The sequence below is a fragment of the Pseudomonas sp. LABIM340 genome, from assembly GCF_040017195.2.
Lineage (GTDB): Bacteria > Pseudomonadota > Gammaproteobacteria > Pseudomonadales > Pseudomonadaceae > Pseudomonas.
Genome location: NZ_CM200227.1, coordinates 2293361 through 2311443 on the forward strand (window position 1 = coordinate 2293361; position 18083 = coordinate 2311443).

Consider the following 18083-nt stretch of genomic DNA (forward strand, 5'->3'; position numbering starts at 1 on the left):
CACATGACTATGCGCATTTCGCCCCTCGCGGTGGCGATGGCAGGGGTAGGGTTTGGCTGGGCGACGCTCGCCAACGCCCAGCTCGCCAACGATCTGACCATCGGCAACCCCAAGGCCATGGCCATGGCCAACGCGGTCACGGCCGACTCCACCGGCATCGACGCGGTGCACTACAACCCCGCCGCCCTGACCAAGCTCAAGGGCCGCCAGACCCAGCTCAAGCTGATCACCGGGGTCATGGATATCCGCGCCGGCTTCAAGGCGCCGCCGGACTACGGCTCTTCTTCCTTCGGCCTGGACGATGATCCGGTGGCCGGAGAGAACAGCCGCACCCTGACCCCGACCATGTACCTGCCGGGCCTTGGCGGCATGACCGACATGCCGCTGCTGGTGGCGCCGCTGGCGGGCCTGTCGATCAACCCGCCAGGCTCCAAGTTCACCTTCGCCACCAACGTCTACGCGCCTCAGGCGCTGGGCTATTCGCGGGATTCGGACAGCGACCCGGCGCGCTTCGAGGGGCGCCGCGTCTCGCTGCAGCGCATCACCTACTTCTCGCCTTCGGTGGGCTACGAGGTCAACAACGACCTGTCGGTGGGCCTGAGCATCGGCTTCTCCCACCAGGCCATGGCGCTGGACACCGACTTCCGCAACCCGGGCCTGCTCACCGGTCTGCTGCAGACCCTGCACGACACCACTTGCGTGCCCGGCGCACAGGAAATCGTCGAGCTGGTGTTTAACGTCTGCGGTGGCCGCATCGGTCCCTATGACTCGCTGGCCAACCTCAAGCTGGACATGCAGCAGAGCCTCTCGCCCAGCTACAACCTGGGCGTGCTCTGGGAGCCGTATGACTGGTTCGCCTGGGGCGCGACCTACCAGAGCGAGTCGCGCATGCACCTCAAGGGCAAGTATCGCGTCGACTACACCAAGGACTGGCAAGGCTTCTGGTCCGGCATGCAGAACTCGATCTTCGGCGCCTTCCTCAGTCCGCTGTTCCCCTACGGTAATGCCGAGGAAGAGCACGGCGTGGCGACGCTGAACATGGTCAATCCGGACAGCTTCTCCACCGGTATCAAGGTGCGCCCGTTCGACAAGTGGCAGTTCAACTTCGACCTGAAGTGGACCGACTACAGCGACTGGAACAACCTGGAAATCGAGTTCGACAAGGAGCTCGACCTGCTGCGCATCGCCAAGAACTTTGCGCCCAACGGCGCCACTGACCACAGCATCATCCTCGACCGTGGCTACCAGGACACCTGGAGTTACGCCATGGGTGTGCAGTACGACGTCAACGACCGCCTGCAACTGCGCGCCGGCTACGAGTACCGCCCCTCGGCAATTCCCAAGGACAAGGCCGACGCCCTGGTGCCCATTGGCGACGCCGATCTCTATGGCCTGGGCCTGGGATACCAGTGGGACAAGGACACGGTGATCGACCTGGGCTTCAACTACTTCATCTCCAAACAGAGCATCAAGGCGGGCACCAGCTGCAACATCAACTGCACCGGCATCGACAACCTGGTGTACAACCCCTATGCCGGCCTCGATGTCAGCACCACGGTGAAGGCCTACGTCTTCGCCATGACTTACCGCACCACCTTCTGAGGGCATGGACATGGGCAGGTTGACCCTCCTGATTTCCTGCATCGCCGCCGCCGGCATGGGCGCATCGGCGCAGGCTGCCAGCGGCCGCTACCTGTCGTGGATCGACGACAGCGGCCAGGTGCACAACACCTTCGTCGACGCCAACTACGCCCAGCAGCAGCGCCAGGCAGACAAGCGCATCGACCAGAGCGACCGCGCGCGGCTGATCGACCTCAGTGCCACCCAGTGGCCGGGCAGCCGGCCGGCGGGGGAGAGCAAGCGCCGCTACTTCACCTGGGTGGATGCCCAGGGCAACCTGCAGAACAGCTTCTACGCCGCCGGCCAGGTAGCGCCCGGCCGTGCGGATTACGTGCTGCCCAACGGAGATCATTCTTCCGAGTACATCGACGCGGAGTCCTATGAGGACCGCGGCTTCGTCCGCAGCGAGAACGGCAACCCGTACTTCACCTGGGTCGATGACAAGGGGCAGGTGCGCAACTCTCCGATCACGGCGGAGCAGCGCGGGGCGATGTTCCGCCGCGGCGAGCAGGGCGGCAGCAATATCGCCTTCACCGAAGGCCGGCAGATCGACCTGAAAGCGCGCCCGAACAACCTGCCGGGGCTCGACGGCATGGGCGAACAGACCGATGCCATGAAGGCGCTGCTCAAGGGCAGCGGCAAGACCCTGGACGACCTCTATGTCGACCTGCAGCGGCGCTGCTGTGATCAGATGGGCGACGGTGACTTCACCGAGCTGTCGGTGGAAGAGCCGCGCTACGAGGAGCTGAACAAGTTTTCGCCGAGCTTCGACTTCCCCATGGGCAAGAGCTACTTCGTGGCGATGAAGCTGCCCAGCTCACAACACGTCTACGGCTTGCGCGTGCGCAGCTTCGCCAACCACCAGGTGGTCTACCCGTCGCTGCTGTTCCTCGACGAGCAGAAGCGCCCGACGCGACTGGTGAGCGACGCGGTGTACAAGCTCAATCCGGAGACCTGGTACCGCTACGCGTTCATCGAAGGGACAATCCCGGTGCGCGCCAACCAGGGCGAGCGCTATGTGTTGCTGCTGACCACGGACGAGGATCGCAGCCTGCAGACCCTCGACAACAAGCCCTACAAGCGCCCGCTGGAAGACCTGGCGGTGAACGAGGCGGGTATGAAGGTGCGTGAGCACGGCGATCAGGGTGGGTTCGAGCTGGCCGTAGTGCGCTGAAGTAGTTCCGTAGGGCGGATAACCCGGAACGGGTTATCCGCCAGCCTCCACGGCGGATAACGCCGTTGGCGTTATGCGCCCTACGCGCTGTCCGCGAAATCGGATGACCATGAAAAAGCCCGGCGAATGCCGGGCTTTTTTGTGGGGCAGGGCGCCTCAGACTTCCTTCGGATGTACGTGGCCGAAGAGCTGCTGGGAGAAGCGCACGCGCTCTTCCACCGTCTCCTTCACGCCCTTGGCTTCCAGCTCGGCGATATGCGCCTCGACGGCATGGGTGCGCAGGGTCAGGCCGCAGTCGTTGGCGATCTGGATGTTCAGGCCGGGGCGGGCGTTGAGCTCGAGGATCAGCGGGCCCTTGTCCTGGTCCAGCACCATGTCCACGCCGATGTAGCCCAGGCCGCACAGTTCGTAGCAGCCGGCGGCGAGCTTCATGAAGCCGTCCCAGTTGGGCAGCTGCACGCCGTCCACCGCGTTGGTGGTGTCCGGGTGCTTGCTGATCTTGTTGTTCAGCCAGGTGCCGCGCAGGGTCAGGCCGGTGGCCAGGTCCACACCCACGCCGATGGCGCCCTGGTGCAGGTTGGCCTTGCCGTTGGACTGGCGGGTCGGCAGGCGCAGCATCGCCATGACCGGGTAGCCCATCAGCACGATGATGCGGATGTCCGGTACGCCTTCGTAGCTGATGCTCTTGAAGATCTGGTCCGGGGTCACCCGGTACTCGATCAGCGCACGGTCGCGGTGGCCGCCCAGGGAGTACAGGCCTGTGAGGATGCTCGACAGCTGGTGCTCGATTTCCTCATGGCTGATGATCCGCCCGGAAACCGTCTTGTAGCGCTCCTCGAAGCGGTCGGCGATCACCAGGATGCCGTCGCCGCCGGCGCCCTGCGCCGGCTTGATGACGAAGTCGCTGCGCTCGCCGATGATCTCCGGCAGGCGTTCGATCTCCTTCTCGGTGGAGATGATCCCGTACATTTCCGGTACGTGGATGCCCGCCTCGATGGCGCGCTGCTTGGTGATGATCTTGTCGTCGACGATCGGGTACAGGTGCCGCTGGTTGTACTTGAGCACGTAGTCCGCGTTGCGTCGGTTGATGCCCATGATGCCTTTGGCTTCCAGGGCTTTCCATCGCTTGATCAGGCCGAACATGGCTTAGTCCTTGAGGAAGGCTTTGAAGCGGAACAGTTCGGTCAGGCGGTAACCGCGGTAGCGACCCATCGCCAGCATGAACGACACCAGAATCAGCAGCACGGCCGGGAAGGTGAACACGAAGTACACCAGCTCCGGTACGCGCATCAGGATGTGCGCCAGGGCTGCGGCGAACAGGGTGCCGATGGCAGCCTTCATGGCGTGGGCGGCGCCGCGCTCTTCCCAGGTGATCGACAGGCGTTCGATGCTCATGGTCAGGATCACCATCGGGAACAGGGCGACCGACAGGCCGCTCTCGAAGCCGAGCTTGTGGCTGAGCAGGCTGATGGCGGCGATCATCACCACCACGAAGGTCAGTACCACCGACAGGCGTGGCAGCATCTGCAGCTTCAGGTGTTCCAGGTACGAGCGAAGTGACAGGCCCAGCGCGGTGATCACGGTGAACAGGCCGATACCCCACTGCAGGCCGGTCTCGCGGAAGGCCAGCGCGATCAGCACCGGGGTGAAAGTGCCCAGGGTCTGCAGGCCGATCAGGTTGCGCAGGATCAGGATCACCAGCACGCCGAACGGGATCATGATCATGATCTGGAAGGTCTGCTGGGTGGACAGCGGCAGGCCGTACAGCGAGTACTCGAGGAAGGCCGCGTCGGTGTTCTCGTCCGACAGCTTGGCCAGGCGGATGGCGTTCATCTCGCTGCTGTTGAGGCTGAAGCTGACCTGGGCCTTCTTGCCACCTTCGATGGACAGCAGGCTCTCGTCACCCAGCCACCAGATCAGGCGGTCGTTGGGCAGGCCGCGTTCGCCGGTTTCCGGGTTGAAGTACAGCCATTCCTTGCCGTTGTAGCTGCGCAGCCAGAGTTCGGGCTGCTGCGGCTGGTTGGCGACCAGGCGGATGGTGTGCACGCGCTCCAGCGGCACGTGGGCCACCGCGAGCAGGGTTTCGACCACGTGGGAGCGCTTGTCCAGGCTGGTGTCGCCGGCCAGCAGCAGTTTCACGTTGTCGTCATTGAGGTTGTTGGCGCGCTTGATGGCTTCGCTGACGAAGGTCTCGACGTCCGCCGAGTGCTGGCGGATGGGGGCGATCAGGGCTTCGGCGGCGATCTTGTCCGGGCCTTCCAGGGGCAGGCTGTCGCGGAAGATCGGGCCCTTTTCCTTGGCCTTCTCGGTGGCGCCGGCATAGCGCTTGGTCAGCACCAGGCGGTAGTAGAGGGTCTGCTGGCCGCTGGCGCGGCGCGAGGACCAGGTCACCTTGCGGTTGCCGTCGGAGCGGTTGATGCCCACGCCGTAGTTGTTGGAGACGAAGCTCTCGTTGAGGCTGACGTAATCCTGGGCCAATGGCGGCACGAACATCTGCACCTTCACCGGGGTCTTCGGCGTGGCGACGAACTCGACTTTGGCGTCGATGTTCCACAGGTCGTCGGTCTCGGCCTCGGTCATGGGAATGCCGAGGACGAAGATCTGGTAGGCGGTGATCGCGACGCCCAGCGTCAGCAGGATGGCGATCAGGACCTTCAGATGCAGGGTAAGAGAGCGCATGGGATTACTCGGCAGGTTTCGCTACGGGTTGGCAGCCGGGCTTGCCGGCAGCGTATTTCAGGCTCGGGTCGACCAGGGCGCCGAAGCGCTTGAGCGCATCGGAGCCGATCAGAAGCGGGTATTGGAAGGCGCTGCGGTCGGTAAGGTTCACTTCGATGGTGCGCAGGGCCTTGCCCATGCACAGCTGAAGCTCGATGACCGGACGCGCGGTGTAGGCCTTGCCTTCGTCGGGGTCGTAGTCGCCGTGGCGGCGCTTGATCTTGCTGATGCGCGCCAGGGGTTTCTCGATCGGCTGGCTGTCGGCGGTGTCGGTGGCCAGGTAGAAACGCACCCAGGTCTCGCCATCGCGCTTGAAGCGCTTGATGTCGCGGGCACTGAGGGAGGCGGTCTTGGCCCCGGTGTCGAGCTTGGCGGCCAGTTCGATGTCCAGGTCGTTGATCCGGGCGTATTCGTTCAGGCCATAGACGGTCTTGCCGGCAGCTGCGCTGATGCCGGGAAGCAGGAAGATGCTCAGGAAGAGGAGCAGGGCAGTGGGCTTGAGTCTCATGGGCCTTGATGAGTAAGTGGCCGCAAAGCCTTGAAAAGAAACGCCCCGGTCGTCACCCCAAATGGCTGTGGCCGGCATGCCGGCCGGCGTGGCCTGGTGACGCCAGGCAATAGCGCGCCGAATTCTACCATGTGGTTTTTCGCTGGCGACAGTCGGTTGGCGCGTTGGCAGGGTATTTGTTTCAGGCGTATGACAGGGCCTTGCGGGCCTGCGAGTGCCAGGCGAGCGGCGGGCTCTGCCAGAACCCGTCCGACCGCCAGGCGGCCGGGCGGGTTCAGTCACTCAGGGCTTTTCCTCCTCGGCGGTGACCTCGGTCCAGCTACTGTCGGGGTCGAAGCGGCTCATCTTCTTGGCGATCTTGTCGCTCTCCGGGCCGAGGTTCTTGGAGAAGACCTCGCCGTCGTGGCTGATCATGAAACTCATCACGCCGCTGTCGCCGTACTTCACCGGCCAGGCGATCAGGGCGAAGCCACGGGTCATCCTGCCGCCGATCTTGTAGTCGTAGGCGCCACCGGGTGCCGAGGGGCCCTGGGCGGTGAGGATGCGGTAGTGGTAGCCATGCCAGCCGTCGCCCGGCAGGTCGTCGCCGAACAGCGGGCCGAGCGGGCTTTCCTCGCCGCCGTCTTCCTCCGGCCAGTACAGGCCATCATGGTGCCCGTCGCTGCTGACGAACTTCTGCGCGTATTCGAGGACGCCGTCGCCGTTGCGGTCCACCTCGGCGTAGTCCATCTGCGCATCGTGGTAGGCCTGCACGGCCTCCAGGGTCGATTCCTCGTTGCGGCCGATGCGGCGAATGCGGATTTCCTCGCCGCCGGCCTTGGCATTGAAGGCCCAGCCGTTCTTGTCGTGGACGATCGGCAGGGGCAGGGTCCAGGGGTCGTTGCCGACGACCAGGTGGGCGAGGTGGGGGTTGTCCTTCTCGATCTGGTGCTTGTCCTTGTAGTGGGCGAGGAAGGCGTCCACTTCATCCCGGTCGATGCCGGCGGTCGGTATATAGCTCTGCCAGTCCTTGCCCAGCAGGGCGGCCAGGCGTTCGGGGTCGGCCTTTTCGGTGCCGAGCGCGGCGATGAAGGCGTCGGCGGCCGCGTCGGGGGTGGGGAAGCTGTCCTGGGCCAGCAGGCTGGCGGGCAGGGCGGCGAGGAGGGCGAGCGCCAGCAGGCGCGATGCGATGGGCATGGCTCGTCTCCTAGCGGCGCCGGCCGCCGCCGGAGGGCGCGCGGGCAGGACGTTGGACGGTGTGACCGGCGCGGGCGGCCTGTGGGCGGCTGGCGGCGGCGCGACTGGCTTGGCCGCGGTTGGCAACTTCGCGGGACTGTCTGGGGTTGTTGGCGCCGGCGAAGGCATTGTTGCGCGGGGCCTGGGTGCGGGCGTGCTGCTGGCGCGCCTGTTCGCGGATCTGCTGGTTGTTCTGCGTCCGCGGCCGTTGCTGCGCCTGGTTGCTGCGGTTCTGCACCTGGTTCTGCGCGCGCTGGCGGTTTTCCGGCGTGCGGTTCAGCTCGCGGGTGGCTGCCTGCGCCCGCTCACGGGCCTGGGCGTTGTCGCGGTTGCCTTGCTGCAGACGCTGCTGGGCTTGCGGGTTGTCGCGCAGATCGCGGGTTGCCGCCTGGGCGCGCTCGCGGGCCTGGGCATTGTTTGCCGCCGGCGGCGCGATGCCGCGTTGAGTCAGGCTCTCCCTGGCTTTTGCGCGCTCCTGGGTACGCGCTGAATCGAACCCGCGCAGGGCATCGCGCTGCTCGCCCCCGGCCAGCCGGCGGTTGTACTGCTCGCGGCTGGCGGAGTCGCGGTAGGGCACGCCGTTGCGGTAGGTCGGGTTGTGCTGCCACTTCGCCCGATTGCCATTGACGTTGCCGGTGAAGTCTCGATTCACGTTCCGGTTGCTGTTGAAGTTGTTGTAATGCTCCACATCGACGTCGATGTCATGGTCGTCCCAGTCGCAGTCGCCCCAGAGCGAACCGACGATGGCGACGCCCGCGCCGAACGCCAGACCGGTGGCCAGTGCCGTGGCGACCGGGTATTCGGGCGGCGGCGGATAATAGACCGGCGGGCTGGCGGGATAGGGCCAGGAGCCGTAGACCTGCGTGGGGTTGTAGCTGGGCACGTAGACCACCTGCGGATCGGCGGGCTCGATGACGATCGTCTGCGCCGGTGCCGGTTGTTGCACTACTACGGTGTCGCCACCGGAGGTGGGCTGCGCCGGGGCTGGCTGGGCGGCCGGCTTGATGGTCACGGTCTGCTGCTCGTTCGACTGCAGGTTGCCGGCGGCCTGGGCCTGGCGGCGCAGGCGCTGGATGGAATCCATCACTGCCTCGGGCTGGGCGAGGAAAGCATCGCCGACGCGCTGCACCCAGACCGGGTCCTGCCCCAGCGTGGCCAGCACCAGTGGGAAGGCGACCAGCGACTGGACACTCGGGTCCCACGGCTGGTCGGCCACCTGTTTCACCGCGTCGTCACCCACCGCCTTGGGATGGGCCTTCGACCAGACCACGGCATCGGCCACGTTGCCGGGATAGGTAGTGGCCATCAGCACCTGAGCCAGCAGCGAGTCGGGATACAGCGCCAGCGGCGCGAGCATCTGGTCCAGTTCCTCGACGCTGAACACCGCCTGCGAGGGCGCGGCAGCAGGCGCGGTTGGCGCAGGTGCGGCGGCGGGAGGTGGCGCAGGTGGTGCTGGCGGGGGAGGTGCTGTCGCGGCGGGCGGGCTGGCGGGTGGGGTGGCTGCCGTGGCGGTCTTGGCGACGGGCTTGTCGCCCGAATCGCAGCCCGTCAATGCCAACAAGGCGACCAGAATCAGGTACTGACATTCTCGCATGGCGCTCTCCTGTGCCGGGAATGCCCGATCCGTGAAAACTGCCACGGGTAAAACGCGGGTTCAGAGAATGATAGGCGCCCGAATGAAAGGCTGCTGAAAGTCGAACGGCCGGTGATGCCGGCCGTCGGTTGGGGGATTTTTACGCGGTGGCCGGTTACTTTAGCCGGCGCTCGACGCCCTTCTCGACGAGGATCTTGGCGGAGATCTCCTCCACCGAGAAATGGGTCGAGTTGATGTAGGCGATGTTCTCGCGGCGGAACAGGTTCTCCACCTCGCGGACCTCGAATTCGCACTGGGCGAAGCTGGCGTAGCGGCTGTTGGGCTTGCGCTCGTGGCGGATGGCGGTGAGCCGGTCCGGATCGATGGTCAGGCCGAACAGCTTGTGCTTGTAAGGCTTGAGCGCGTTGGGCAGTTGCAGGCGCTCCATGTCTTCTTCGGTCAGCGGGTAGTTCGCCGCGCGGATGCCGTATTGCAGGGCCATATAGAGGCAGGTGGGCGTCTTGCCGCAGCGCGAGACGCCGACCAGGATCAGGTCGGCCTTGTCGTAGTAGTGGGTGCGGGCGCCGTCGTCGTTGTCGAGGGCGAAGTTCACCGCATCGATCCGCTCCATGTAGTGCGGGTTATGGCCGATGCTGTGGGATTTTCCGACGGAATACGACGAGTCTGAGGATAATTCTTGCTCGAGCGGGGACAAAAAGGTCGAGAAGATGTCAATCATGAAACCGTTGGATTGCGCCAGGACCGAGCGGATCTCACGATTGACGATGGTATCGAAGATGATCGGTCTTGCCCCGTCCGCCTCCGCAGCCCGGTTGATTTGCTGTACCATGACGCGCGCCTTTTCTTCGGTATCGATGTAAGGTCGTGTCAGTTTGGTGAAGTTGATGTTCTCGAACTGCGCCAGAAGGCTCTGGCCGAGGGTTTCGGCAGTGATGCCGGTGCCGTCGGAGATGAAGAATGCAGTTCGTTTCATGTGCGCTGCGGGCCTTATAGGTAGGATTGAATCCTGGTTATGATAGGCCCCGCGTTTGCAAGGCCCTTTGCCGGGGCATTCTCACCCATTTTTCCGGCTCCGGCCAGACAGGGTGGGGCCGCACCGACTTGTATGACCTTTTCCAACACTTAGTGGAGAGATCACCTTGGTAGAGTACGTAGTTTCCCTCGATAAGCTCGGCGTCCACGATGTCGAACATGTGGGGGGCAAGAACGCATCCCTGGGCGAAATGATCAGCAACCTCGCCGGTGCCGGCGTTTCCGTACCGGGTGGCTTCGCCACTACCGCCCAGGCCTACCGTGACTTCCTCGACCAGAGCGGCCTGAACGAACGCATCCACGCGGCCCTCGACGCCCTGGACGTGGACGACGTCAACGCCCTGGCCAAGACCGGCGCGCAGATCCGCCAGTGGGTGATGGACGCCGAGTTCCCCGAGCGTCTGGATGCCGAGATTCGCAAGGCCTTCGCCGAGATGGCCGGCAGCAACGACAACATGGCCGTGGCCGTGCGTTCCTCCGCCACCGCCGAAGACCTGCCGGACGCTTCCTTCGCCGGCCAGCAGGAGACCTTCCTGAACATCCGCGGCGTGGACAACGTGATCCGCGCGGCCAAGGAAGTCTTCGCCTCCCTCTTCAACGACCGTGCCATCGCCTACCGCGTACACCAGGGCTTCGACCACAAACTGGTCGCCCTGTCCGCCGGCGTGCAGCGCATGGTCCGCTCGGAAACCGGTACCGCCGGCGTGATGTTCACCCTGGACACCGAATCCGGTTTCCGTGACGTGGTGTTCATTACCGGCGCCTACGGCCTCGGCGAGACCGTGGTGCAGGGCGCGGTGAACCCCGACGAGTTCTACGTCCACAAGCCGACCCTGGAAGCCGGCCGCCCGGCCATCCTGCGTCGCAACCTGGGCAGCAAGGCGATCAAGATGATCTACGGCGACGAAGCCAAGGCCGGCAAATCGGTCAAGGTGGTCGACGTGGAGAAGGCCGACCGCGCCCGCTTCGCGCTGTCCGACGCCGAAGTGACCGAGCTGGCCAAGCAGGCCCTGATCATCGAGAAGCACTACGAGCGTCCGATGGACATCGAGTGGGCCAAGGACGGTGACGACGGCAAGCTGTACATCGTGCAGGCCCGTCCGGAAACCGTTAAGAGCCGTTCCAGCGCCAACGTGATGGAACGCTACCTGCTCAAGGAAAAAGGCAAGGTCCTGGTCGAAGGCCGCGCCATCGGCCAGCGCATCGGCGCCGGCCCGGTGAAGGTGATCCACGACGTCTCCGAGATGGACAAGGTCCAACCGGGCGACGTGCTGGTCTCCGACATGACCGACCCGGACTGGGAACCCGTGATGAAGCGCGCCAGCGCCATCGTCACCAACCGTGGCGGCCGTACCTGCCACGCCGCGATCATCGCCCGTGAGCTGGGCATCCCGGCAGTTGTTGGCTGTGGCAACGCCACCGCGGCGCTGAAGGATGGCCAGCGCGTGACCGTATCCTGCGCCGAAGGCGATACCGGCCTGATCTACGAAGGCGAACTGGGTTTCGACGTCCGCCAGAACTCGGTCGACGCCATGCCCGACCTGCCGTTCAAGATCATGATGAACGTCGGCAACCCGGATCGCGCCTTCGACTTCGCCCAGCTGCCGAACGAAGGTGTGGGTCTGGCCCGCCTGGAATTCATCATCAACCGTATGATCGGTGTGCATCCCAAGGCGCTGCTGAACTTCGCCAGCCTGCCGGCGGACATCAAGGAAAGCGTCGAGAAGCGCATCGCCGGTTACGACGATCCGGTCGGCTTCTATGTCGAGAAGCTGGTCGAGGGCGTCAGCACCCTGGCCGCCGCTTTCTGGCCGAAGAAGGTCATCGTGCGTCTGTCGGACTTCAAGTCCAACGAATACGCCAACCTGATCGGCGGCAAGCTCTACGAGCCGGAAGAAGAGAACCCGATGCTCGGCTTCCGTGGCGCCTCGCGCTACATCAGCGAATCCTTCCGCGACTGCTTCGAGCTCGAATGCCGCGCGATGAAGAAGGTCCGCAACGAGATGGGCCTGACCAACGTCGAGCTGATGGTGCCGTTCGTCCGTACCCTCGGCGAAGCCTCCCAGGTCGTCGATCTGCTGGCCACCAACGGCCTCAAGCGTGGCGAGAACGGCCTGCGCGTCATCATGATGTGCGAGCTGCCGTCCAACGCCCTGCTGGCTGACGAGTTCCTCGAGTTCTTCGACGGCTTCTCCATCGGCTCCAACGACCTGACCCAGCTGACCCTGGGCCTGGACCGTGACTCGGGCATCGTCGCGCACCTGTTCGACGAACGTAACCCGGCGGTGAAGAAGCTGCTGTCCAATGCCATCCAGGCGTGCAACCGCGCCGGCAAGTACATCGGCATCTGCGGCCAGGGCCCGTCGGATCACCCGGACCTCGCCAAGTGGCTGATGGAGCAGGGCATCGAGAGCGTGTCGCTGAACCCCGACTCGGTCCTCGATACCTGGTTCTTCCTCGCCGAAGGCCAGTCCTGACGGTTCCTTCTCCATCCTGAGAAGGGCGGGTGATTTCACCCGCCCTTTTTTATGCAAGCGATTCCATGCAAAGCAGCAGTCAACTCTTTCCCGTCGCGCTAGTCAGCGCGGAATTGCGCGGCGACCTCACCGAGGACGTCTACCGCCTCAAGCCGAACAACAGCCCGGACTCCAGCGTCGAGCTGGCGGTCACCCGTCTCGGTCGTCCGGAGGGGCGGCGTGGTGTGCCGGTGATCCTGTTGCACGGCAGTTTCTCCAATCGCCGCTTCTGGTTCTCGCCCAAGGGTATTGGCCTGGGCGCGCATCTGGCGCGTGCGGGCTTCGATGTCTGGATCGCCGAGATGCGTGGCCATGGCCTGTCGCCGCGTAACGAGGACTACGATCGCAATCGCGTTGCCGACTACGCGCGCTTCGACCTGCCTGCCATCGCCAATTTCGTGGTCGAGCAGAGCGGTCAGGCACCGCATTGGGTTGGGCACTCCCTGGGTGGCGTCACCCTGGCTGCGGCGCTGGGCGGCGGCTACCTGGATGAGCAGCAGGCCGCCAGCGCGGCACTGTGCGGCAGCCAGATCAGCCGCACCTACTGGCCATTGAAGCTGCCGCCCGTGGCCTGGGGTGGGCGCTTCCTGCTCAGGCGCATGGGCGGGCTGTCCGGTTCGCGGCTCAAGCGCGGCCCGGAGGACGAGCCGCTGGGGCTCGCCCTGGAGGCCCTGCACTGGTACAGCCTGTTCGGCCGCTTCGGCGAGAAGGACAACGACTGGTGGGGCGGTTTGCAGAAGGTTTCCCTGCCGGTGCTGGCCATCGGCTCCGACGGTGATGTCCAGGACCCGGCCTGGGCCTGCCGCAAGTTGCTGGAGCAATTCGGCTCCGAGACCCGGCAGTTCCTGCACCTGGGGCGGCGCCAGGGTTTCTCGGAAGATTTCGGCCACGTCGAGATGCTTATCAGCAAGGGTGCCCAGCGTGAAGTCTGGCCGCTGCTGCAATACTGGTTGGAGCACAGTGGCTTGCCGGAAGGGCAGGGCGCTCTGGCGCAGGCTTGAGCTTGGTGCGGCAGGGAGTAGACTGTGACGCCATTGCGGCTTTCGGTCACATCCAGGCCTGAAACCCTGCCGGATTTCATCAAGAGGAGCTTCTCCATGCATTACGTCACCCCCGATCTGTGCGATGCCTACCCGGAGCTGGTCCAGGTCGTCGAGCCGATGTTCAGCAACTTCGGCGGACGGGACTCCTTCGGTGGCGAGATCGTCACCATCAAGTGCTTCGAGGACAACTCGCTGGTCAAGGAGCAGGTCGAGAAGGACGGCAAGGGCAAGGTGCTGGTGGTCGACGGCGGCGGCTCGCTGCGCCGTGCACTGCTGGGTGACATGCTGGCCGAGAAGGCCGCCAAGAGCGGCTGGGAAGGCATCGTGGTGTACGGCTGCATCCGTGACGTCGACGTGATCGCGCAGACCGATCTGGGCGTGCAGGCGCTGGCCAGCCACCCGATGAAGACCGACAAGCGCGGCATCGGTGACCTCAACGTGGCCGTGACTTTCGGTGGTATCACCTTCCGCCCGGGCGAGTTCGTCTATGCCGACAACAACGGCATCATCGTCTCGCCTAAAGTGTTGAAAATGCCGGAATAATTCGAACCTTCCAGCTAAAGTTCGGGTCAATGCCGGGAGCGAAAGCTTCCGGCATTTTTCATGGGGCCTCGCGCAAGCGACCTTGAGCGAAGGAAAAGGGCATGCAGCAGTACGAGAGCGGCACGGAACGCGGACTGATCGACGGCTTCGTGCTGGATGGCCACGGTGGTGGCCGGCGGATCACCCGTAGCGAGTTGCCGCTGCTGGATCTCAAGCCCGAGGAAAGCCTCTGGGTACACTGGGACCGCGGTGTGCCCGAAGCCCAGTCCTGGCTGCGCGAGTCCAGCGGCCTGAATGAATTCGCCTGCGACCTGCTGCTGGAAGAGGCCACCCGTCCGCGCCTGGTCGACCTGGGGGGCGAACGCCTGCTGCTGTTTCTGCGCGGGGTCAACCTGAACCCCGGTGCGGTGCCCGAGGACATGGTCTCGCTGAGGGTCTACGCCGAGTCGCAGCGGGTGATTTCCCTGCGTCTGCGTCCGCTCAAGGCGGTTGCCGACCTGCGCGCCGACCTGGATGCCGGAACTGGCCCGAAGACGGCCTCGGAAGTGGTGCTGTACCTCGCTCACTATCTCACCGACCGCGTCGACACCCTGATTGGCGGCCTCGCTGACCAACTTGACGCGATGGAAGAGGCCATCGAGGAAGACGAGCGCAGCATTCCCGACCAGCACCAGCTGCGCACCCTGCGACGACGTGCCGCGGGGTTGCGCCGTTACCTGGCGCCGCAGCGCGAAATCTACTCGCAGATGGTCCGGTTCAAGGCATCCTGGACAGTGGCCGACGACGCCGACTACTGGAACGAGCTCTACAACCGCCTGACCCGCAACCTGGAGGAGCTGGAACTGGTGCGCGAACGCATCAGCCTGATCCAGGAAGCCGAACATCGTCGAATTACCGAGCGGATGAACCGCACCATGTACCTGCTTGGTATCATTACCGGCTTTTTCCTGCCCATGAGCTTCGTGACCGGTCTCCTGGGCATCAACGTCGGCGGCATTCCCGGCTCCAGCGCACCCTACGGCTTCGCCGTGGCCTGCCTGGTGATCCTCGGGATAGTGGCTTTCCAATGGTGGATCTTCCGCCGCATGCGTTGGCTCTAGGTGTGACTTTTGAGGTGGTGGGGGCGTCAAGCACCTCACACAGGCGAGGTGCGTATGCACGACCCATTTGAAGAATCCTTGCGCGATCTGCTGCGAATGCCCCCGGAACAACCAGGAGACGATTCGCGCCTGGATCGCGTCCTGAAGACCGCCAACCGCCAGGTAGGCGCGGGCGATCTGTTCAGCCTGATGGGGCACTGGTTCCAGGCCCTGTCCATTGGCGTGAGCCGTGGCGCTGCGCACCTTGCACCCGTCTCGCGCCACGCGCAGAATTCCGCCCCTTCCGCTGACAAGGCCGACTGAACATGCAATTCGACATCTGGACGCAAAGCCTGCTCACTGCCATGAACACCCTGTGGGGCAAGCTGGCCGGGTTCATCCCGAACCTGCTCGCCGCGCTGGTGATCGTGCTGCTGGGCTTCGTCGTCGCCAAACTGCTCGATGCGCTGCTCTCCAAGCTGCTGGCCAAGCTCGGCCTGGATCGCCTGATGGCGGGTACCGGCCTGACCAAGCTGCTGGCCCGCGCCGGCATCCAGGTGCCGGTCTCGACCCTGATCGGCAAGATCATCTACTGGTTCGTGCTGCTGGTATTCCTCGTCTCTGCGGCGGAATCCCTCGGCCTGCAGCGCGTTTCGGCAACCCTGGACATGCTCGCGCTGTACCTGCCCAAGGTATTCGGCGCGGCACTGGTGCTGATCGTCGGCATCCTGCTCGCCCAGCTGGCCAACAGCCTGGTGCGCGGCGCGGCCGATGGTGTCGGCCTGGAATACGCCAACGGCCTGGGCCGCGTGGCCCAGTGGCTGGTCATCATCATCAGTATCTCGGTGGCCATCGGCCAGCTCGAGGTCAAGACCGACCTGCTGAACTACATCATCGCCATCGTGCTGATCACCATCGGCCTGGCTGCCGCCCTGGCCTTGGGCCTGGGCAGCCGCGAGGTGGCGGGGCAGATCATCGCGGGTATTTACGTGCGGGAGCTGTATCAGGTCGGACAGCAGGTGAAAGTGGCTGATGTCGAAGGCATCATCGAGGAAATTGGTACCATCAAGACTATTCTGCTGACAGACGAGGGTGAGCTGGTGTCGATCGCCAACCGCATCCTGCTCGATCAGCGTGTAACCAGTCGCTGAAGATGATGACCGATTACCGGTACGGCTTCCTGAAAGCCGCGCCGGACGCTGACTTGACCTGGCCCGACCCGACTTGAACAAGCCGCAATCACTGTCCTTGCGCTATGACCCGCGCCAGCTCACCGACGAGGAGCTGGTGGAGCGTTCCCACGAGGAGCTCTACCACGTGACGCGGGCCTATGAAGAGCTGATGCGCCGCTACCAGCGCACGCTCTTCAACGTCTGCGCGCGCTATCTGGGCAACGACCGGGACGCCGATGATGTGTGTCAAGAGGTCATGCTCAAGGTGCTGTATGGTCTGAAGAACTTCGAGGGAAAGTCGAAGTTCAAGACCTGGCTGTACAGCATCACTTACAACGAGTGCATTACCCAGTATCGGAAGGAACGGCGTAAACGCAGATTGCTCGATGCGCTGAGTCTGGATCCCATCGAGGAAGCTTCTGAAGAGAAGGCTCCGAAAGTCGAAGAACGGGGTGGACTAGACCGCTGGCTAGTTCATGTCAATCCCATTGATCGGGAAATCCTCGTGCTTCGATTTGTTGCGGAACTGGAGTTCCAGGAGATCGCCGACATCATGCACATGGGGCTTAGCGCCACGAAGATGCGCTACAAACGTGCACTCGATCGAATGAGAGAAAAGTTTTCGAATGTGACGGAATCTTAGTCCGGGAAATATTGTCTCTCTGTTTGGCAAGTTCTGATAAACTTGCCACCCAAGTTGTACGGCCTATGGTTAGGACAACTTATTGACCACCAAGATGGGGATTTAACGGATGAAACTGAAGAACACCTTAGGCGTCGTAGTTGGCTCGCTGATCGCCACCGCCGCTGTCAATGCCTTCGCTCAAGGCCAGGGCGCCGTCGAAGTTGAAGCATTCGGCAAGCGCTACTTCACCGACAGCACCCGCAACATGAAGAACGCGGACCTGTACGGCGGCTCCGTTGGTTACTTCCTGACCGACGACGTCGAGCTGGCTCTGTCCTACGGTGAGTACCACGACGTACGTGGCACCTACGAGACCGGCAACAAGAAGGTCCATGGCAACCTGAGCACTCTGGACGCCATCTACCACTTCGGCACTCCGGGTGCTGGCAACCTGCGTCCGTACGTTTCCGCCGGCGTTGGCCACCAGAGCCTGACCAACATCAACTCCGACAACGGTGGCCGTCAGAACCTGACCATGGCCATGGTCGGTACCGGTCTGAAGTACTACTTCACCGAAAACTTCTATGCCAAAGCCAGCCTCGACGGCCAGTACGGCCTGGAGAAGCGTGACAACGGTCACCAGGGCGAGTGGATGGCTGGCCTGGGCGTCGGCATGAACTTCGGCGGCGGCGCCAAGCCGGCCCCGGCTCCCGAGCCGGTTGCTGAAGTCTGCTCCGACTCCGACAACGACGGCGTCTGCGACAACGTCGACAAGTGCCCGAACACCCCGGCCAACGTCACCGTTGACGCCAACGGCTGCCCGGCTGTTGCCGAAGTTGTTCGCGTTCAGCTGGACGTGAAGTTCGACTTCGACAAGTCCAAGGTTAAAGAGAACAGCTACGCTGACATCAAAAACCTGGCTGACTTCATGAAGCAGTACCCGTCCACCTCCACCACCGTTGAAGGCCACACCGACTCCGTCGGCACCGACGCCTACAACCAGAAGCTGTCCGAGCGTCGTGCCAACGCCGTTCGTGACGTACTGGTCAACGAGTACGGTGTTGAAGGCGGCCGCGTAAACGCTGTTGGTTACGGTGAGTCCCGTCCGGTTGCTGACAACGCAACCGCCGAAGGCCGCGCTGTTAACCGCCGCGTAGAAGCCGAAGTGGAAGCCCAAGCCAAGTAATTGGTCTGAGCTGACGAGAAAAACCCGGCCTAGGCCGGGTTTTTCTTTGCCTGCAGGA

Annotated in this window: 16 protein-coding genes; 10 read left to right on the forward strand and 6 right to left on the reverse strand. The window is 63.9% G+C overall.

Annotation, left to right across the window (positions count from 1 at the left end; all coding sequences use genetic code 11):
- Positions 1-3: 3 nt before the first annotated feature.
- Positions 4-1602, forward strand: coding sequence for an outer membrane protein transport protein (locus tag ABKS89_RS10920; protein WP_138216359.1), 1599 nt, complete (start codon positions 4-6; stop codon positions 1600-1602).
- Positions 1603-1657: 55 nt separating this feature from the next.
- The gene (locus tag ABKS89_RS10925) at positions 1658-2794 is read left to right on the forward strand and encodes a MalM family protein (protein WP_431312068.1); all 1137 of its coding nucleotides are present in this window, start codon (positions 1658-1660) and stop codon (positions 2792-2794) included.
- A 156-nt stretch (positions 2795-2950) separates the two neighbouring features.
- On the opposite strand, the gene ABKS89_RS10930 is transcribed toward ABKS89_RS10925, so the two are convergent.
- The 6 genes from ABKS89_RS10930 to ppsR form a co-directional block, all read right to left on the reverse strand.
- A complete protein-coding gene (locus ABKS89_RS10930) occupies positions 2951-3937 on the reverse strand; it encodes an alpha-L-glutamate ligase-like protein (protein WP_024765708.1) in 987 nt (328 codons plus the stop codon).
- A 3-nt stretch (positions 3938-3940) separates the two neighbouring features.
- Positions 3941-5473 carry an osmotic stress tolerance membrane protein RloB gene (gene rloB, locus ABKS89_RS10935; RefSeq protein ID WP_081520579.1) on the reverse strand — a complete coding sequence of 511 codons (1533 nt, stop codon included), beginning with the start codon at positions 5471-5473 and terminating at the stop codon, positions 3941-3943.
- 4 nt (positions 5474-5477) lie between these two features.
- Positions 5478-6020, reverse strand: coding sequence for a retropepsin-like aspartic peptidase RloA (rloA, locus tag ABKS89_RS10940; RefSeq protein WP_081520578.1), 543 nt, complete (start codon positions 6018-6020; stop codon positions 5478-5480).
- A 282-nt stretch (positions 6021-6302) separates the two neighbouring features.
- Positions 6303-7196 (reverse strand): DUF2950 domain-containing protein, encoded by an 894-nt coding sequence (locus tag ABKS89_RS10945; RefSeq protein WP_138216357.1) that lies wholly within the window; start codon positions 7194-7196, stop codon positions 6303-6305.
- Between the two features lie 10 nt (positions 7197-7206).
- Positions 7207-8829, reverse strand: coding sequence for a DUF3300 domain-containing protein (locus ABKS89_RS10950; RefSeq protein ID WP_518301008.1), 1623 nt, complete (start codon positions 8827-8829; stop codon positions 7207-7209).
- Between the two features lie 154 nt (positions 8830-8983).
- Positions 8984-9802 (reverse strand): posphoenolpyruvate synthetase regulatory kinase/phosphorylase PpsR, encoded by an 819-nt coding sequence (gene ppsR, locus ABKS89_RS10955; RefSeq protein ID WP_017516884.1) that lies wholly within the window; start codon positions 9800-9802, stop codon positions 8984-8986.
- 166 nt (positions 9803-9968) lie between these two features.
- Here ppsR and ppsA point away from each other — a divergent pair, with 166 nt between their 5' ends.
- From ppsA to ABKS89_RS10995, 8 genes are all read left to right on the forward strand, one after another.
- Positions 9969-12338 carry a phosphoenolpyruvate synthase gene (gene ppsA, locus ABKS89_RS10960; RefSeq protein ID WP_138216356.1) on the forward strand — a complete coding sequence of 790 codons (2370 nt, stop codon included), beginning with the start codon at positions 9969-9971 and terminating at the stop codon, positions 12336-12338.
- Between the two features lie 65 nt (positions 12339-12403).
- Entirely contained in the window at positions 12404-13378 is a 975-nt protein-coding gene (locus ABKS89_RS10965; protein ID WP_348589793.1) for an alpha/beta fold hydrolase, read from the forward strand.
- Between the two features lie 96 nt (positions 13379-13474).
- Positions 13475-13963, forward strand: a complete 489-nt coding sequence (gene rraA / locus ABKS89_RS10970; protein WP_348589794.1) for a ribonuclease E activity regulator RraA — start codon at positions 13475-13477, stop codon at positions 13961-13963.
- Positions 13964-14064: 101 nt separating this feature from the next.
- The gene (gene cmaX, locus ABKS89_RS10975) at positions 14065-15063 is read left to right on the forward strand and encodes a divalent cation transporter CmaX (RefSeq protein WP_081516451.1); all 999 of its coding nucleotides are present in this window, start codon (positions 14065-14067) and stop codon (positions 15061-15063) included.
- Positions 15064-15117: 54 nt separating this feature from the next.
- Positions 15118-15366: a hypothetical protein gene (locus tag ABKS89_RS10980; protein WP_017516812.1), complete on the forward strand. Its 249-nt coding sequence runs from the start codon at positions 15118-15120 to the stop codon at positions 15364-15366.
- Between the two features lie 2 nt (positions 15367-15368).
- A complete protein-coding gene (locus tag ABKS89_RS10985; protein WP_045208529.1) occupies positions 15369-16193 on the forward strand; it encodes a mechanosensitive ion channel family protein in 825 nt (274 codons plus the stop codon).
- A 73-nt stretch (positions 16194-16266) separates the two neighbouring features.
- Entirely contained in the window at positions 16267-16857 is a 591-nt protein-coding gene (gene sigX / locus ABKS89_RS10990; protein ID WP_138216354.1) for an RNA polymerase sigma factor SigX, read from the forward strand.
- Between the two features lie 109 nt (positions 16858-16966).
- Positions 16967-18025 carry an OmpA family protein gene (locus tag ABKS89_RS10995; protein WP_045208524.1) on the forward strand — a complete coding sequence of 353 codons (1059 nt, stop codon included), beginning with the start codon at positions 16967-16969 and terminating at the stop codon, positions 18023-18025.
- Positions 18026-18083 lie beyond the last annotated feature (58 nt).

What these genes read in the sequence shown, in the direction of transcription:
- rloA (WP_081520578.1), bottom strand. Translation starts at nt 6,020, where the DNA reads ATGAGACTCAAGCCCACTGCCCTGCTCCTCTTCCTGAGCATCTTCCTG.
- ABKS89_RS10930 (WP_024765708.1), bottom strand. Translation starts at nt 3,937, where the DNA reads ATGTTCGGCCTGATCAAGCGATGGAAAGCCCTGGAAGCCAAAGGCATC.
- ABKS89_RS10925 (WP_431312068.1), top strand. Translation starts at nt 1,658, where the DNA reads ATGGGCGCATCGGCGCAGGCTGCCAGCGGCCGCTACCTGTCGTGGATC.
- rraA (WP_348589794.1), top strand. Translation starts at nt 13,475, where the DNA reads ATGCATTACGTCACCCCCGATCTGTGCGATGCCTACCCGGAGCTGGTC.
- ABKS89_RS10920 (WP_138216359.1), top strand. Translation starts at nt 4, where the DNA reads ATGACTATGCGCATTTCGCCCCTCGCGGTGGCGATGGCAGGGGTAGGG.
- ABKS89_RS10995 (WP_045208524.1), top strand. Translation starts at nt 16,967, where the DNA reads ATGAAACTGAAGAACACCTTAGGCGTCGTAGTTGGCTCGCTGATCGCC.
- cmaX (WP_081516451.1), top strand. Translation starts at nt 14,065, where the DNA reads ATGCAGCAGTACGAGAGCGGCACGGAACGCGGACTGATCGACGGCTTC.
- rloB (WP_081520579.1), bottom strand. Translation starts at nt 5,473, where the DNA reads ATGCGCTCTCTTACCCTGCATCTGAAGGTCCTGATCGCCATCCTGCTG.
- ABKS89_RS10950 (WP_518301008.1), bottom strand. Translation starts at nt 8,829, where the DNA reads ATGCGAGAATGTCAGTACCTGATTCTGGTCGCCTTGTTGGCATTGACG.
- ABKS89_RS10980 (WP_017516812.1), top strand. Translation starts at nt 15,118, where the DNA reads ATGCACGACCCATTTGAAGAATCCTTGCGCGATCTGCTGCGAATGCCC.
- ABKS89_RS10965 (WP_348589793.1), top strand. Translation starts at nt 12,404, where the DNA reads ATGCAAAGCAGCAGTCAACTCTTTCCCGTCGCGCTAGTCAGCGCGGAA.
- ppsR (WP_017516884.1), bottom strand. Translation starts at nt 9,802, where the DNA reads ATGAAACGAACTGCATTCTTCATCTCCGACGGCACCGGCATCACTGCC.
- ABKS89_RS10945 (WP_138216357.1), bottom strand. Translation starts at nt 7,196, where the DNA reads ATGCCCATCGCATCGCGCCTGCTGGCGCTCGCCCTCCTCGCCGCCCTG.
- ABKS89_RS10985 (WP_045208529.1), top strand. Translation starts at nt 15,369, where the DNA reads ATGCAATTCGACATCTGGACGCAAAGCCTGCTCACTGCCATGAACACC.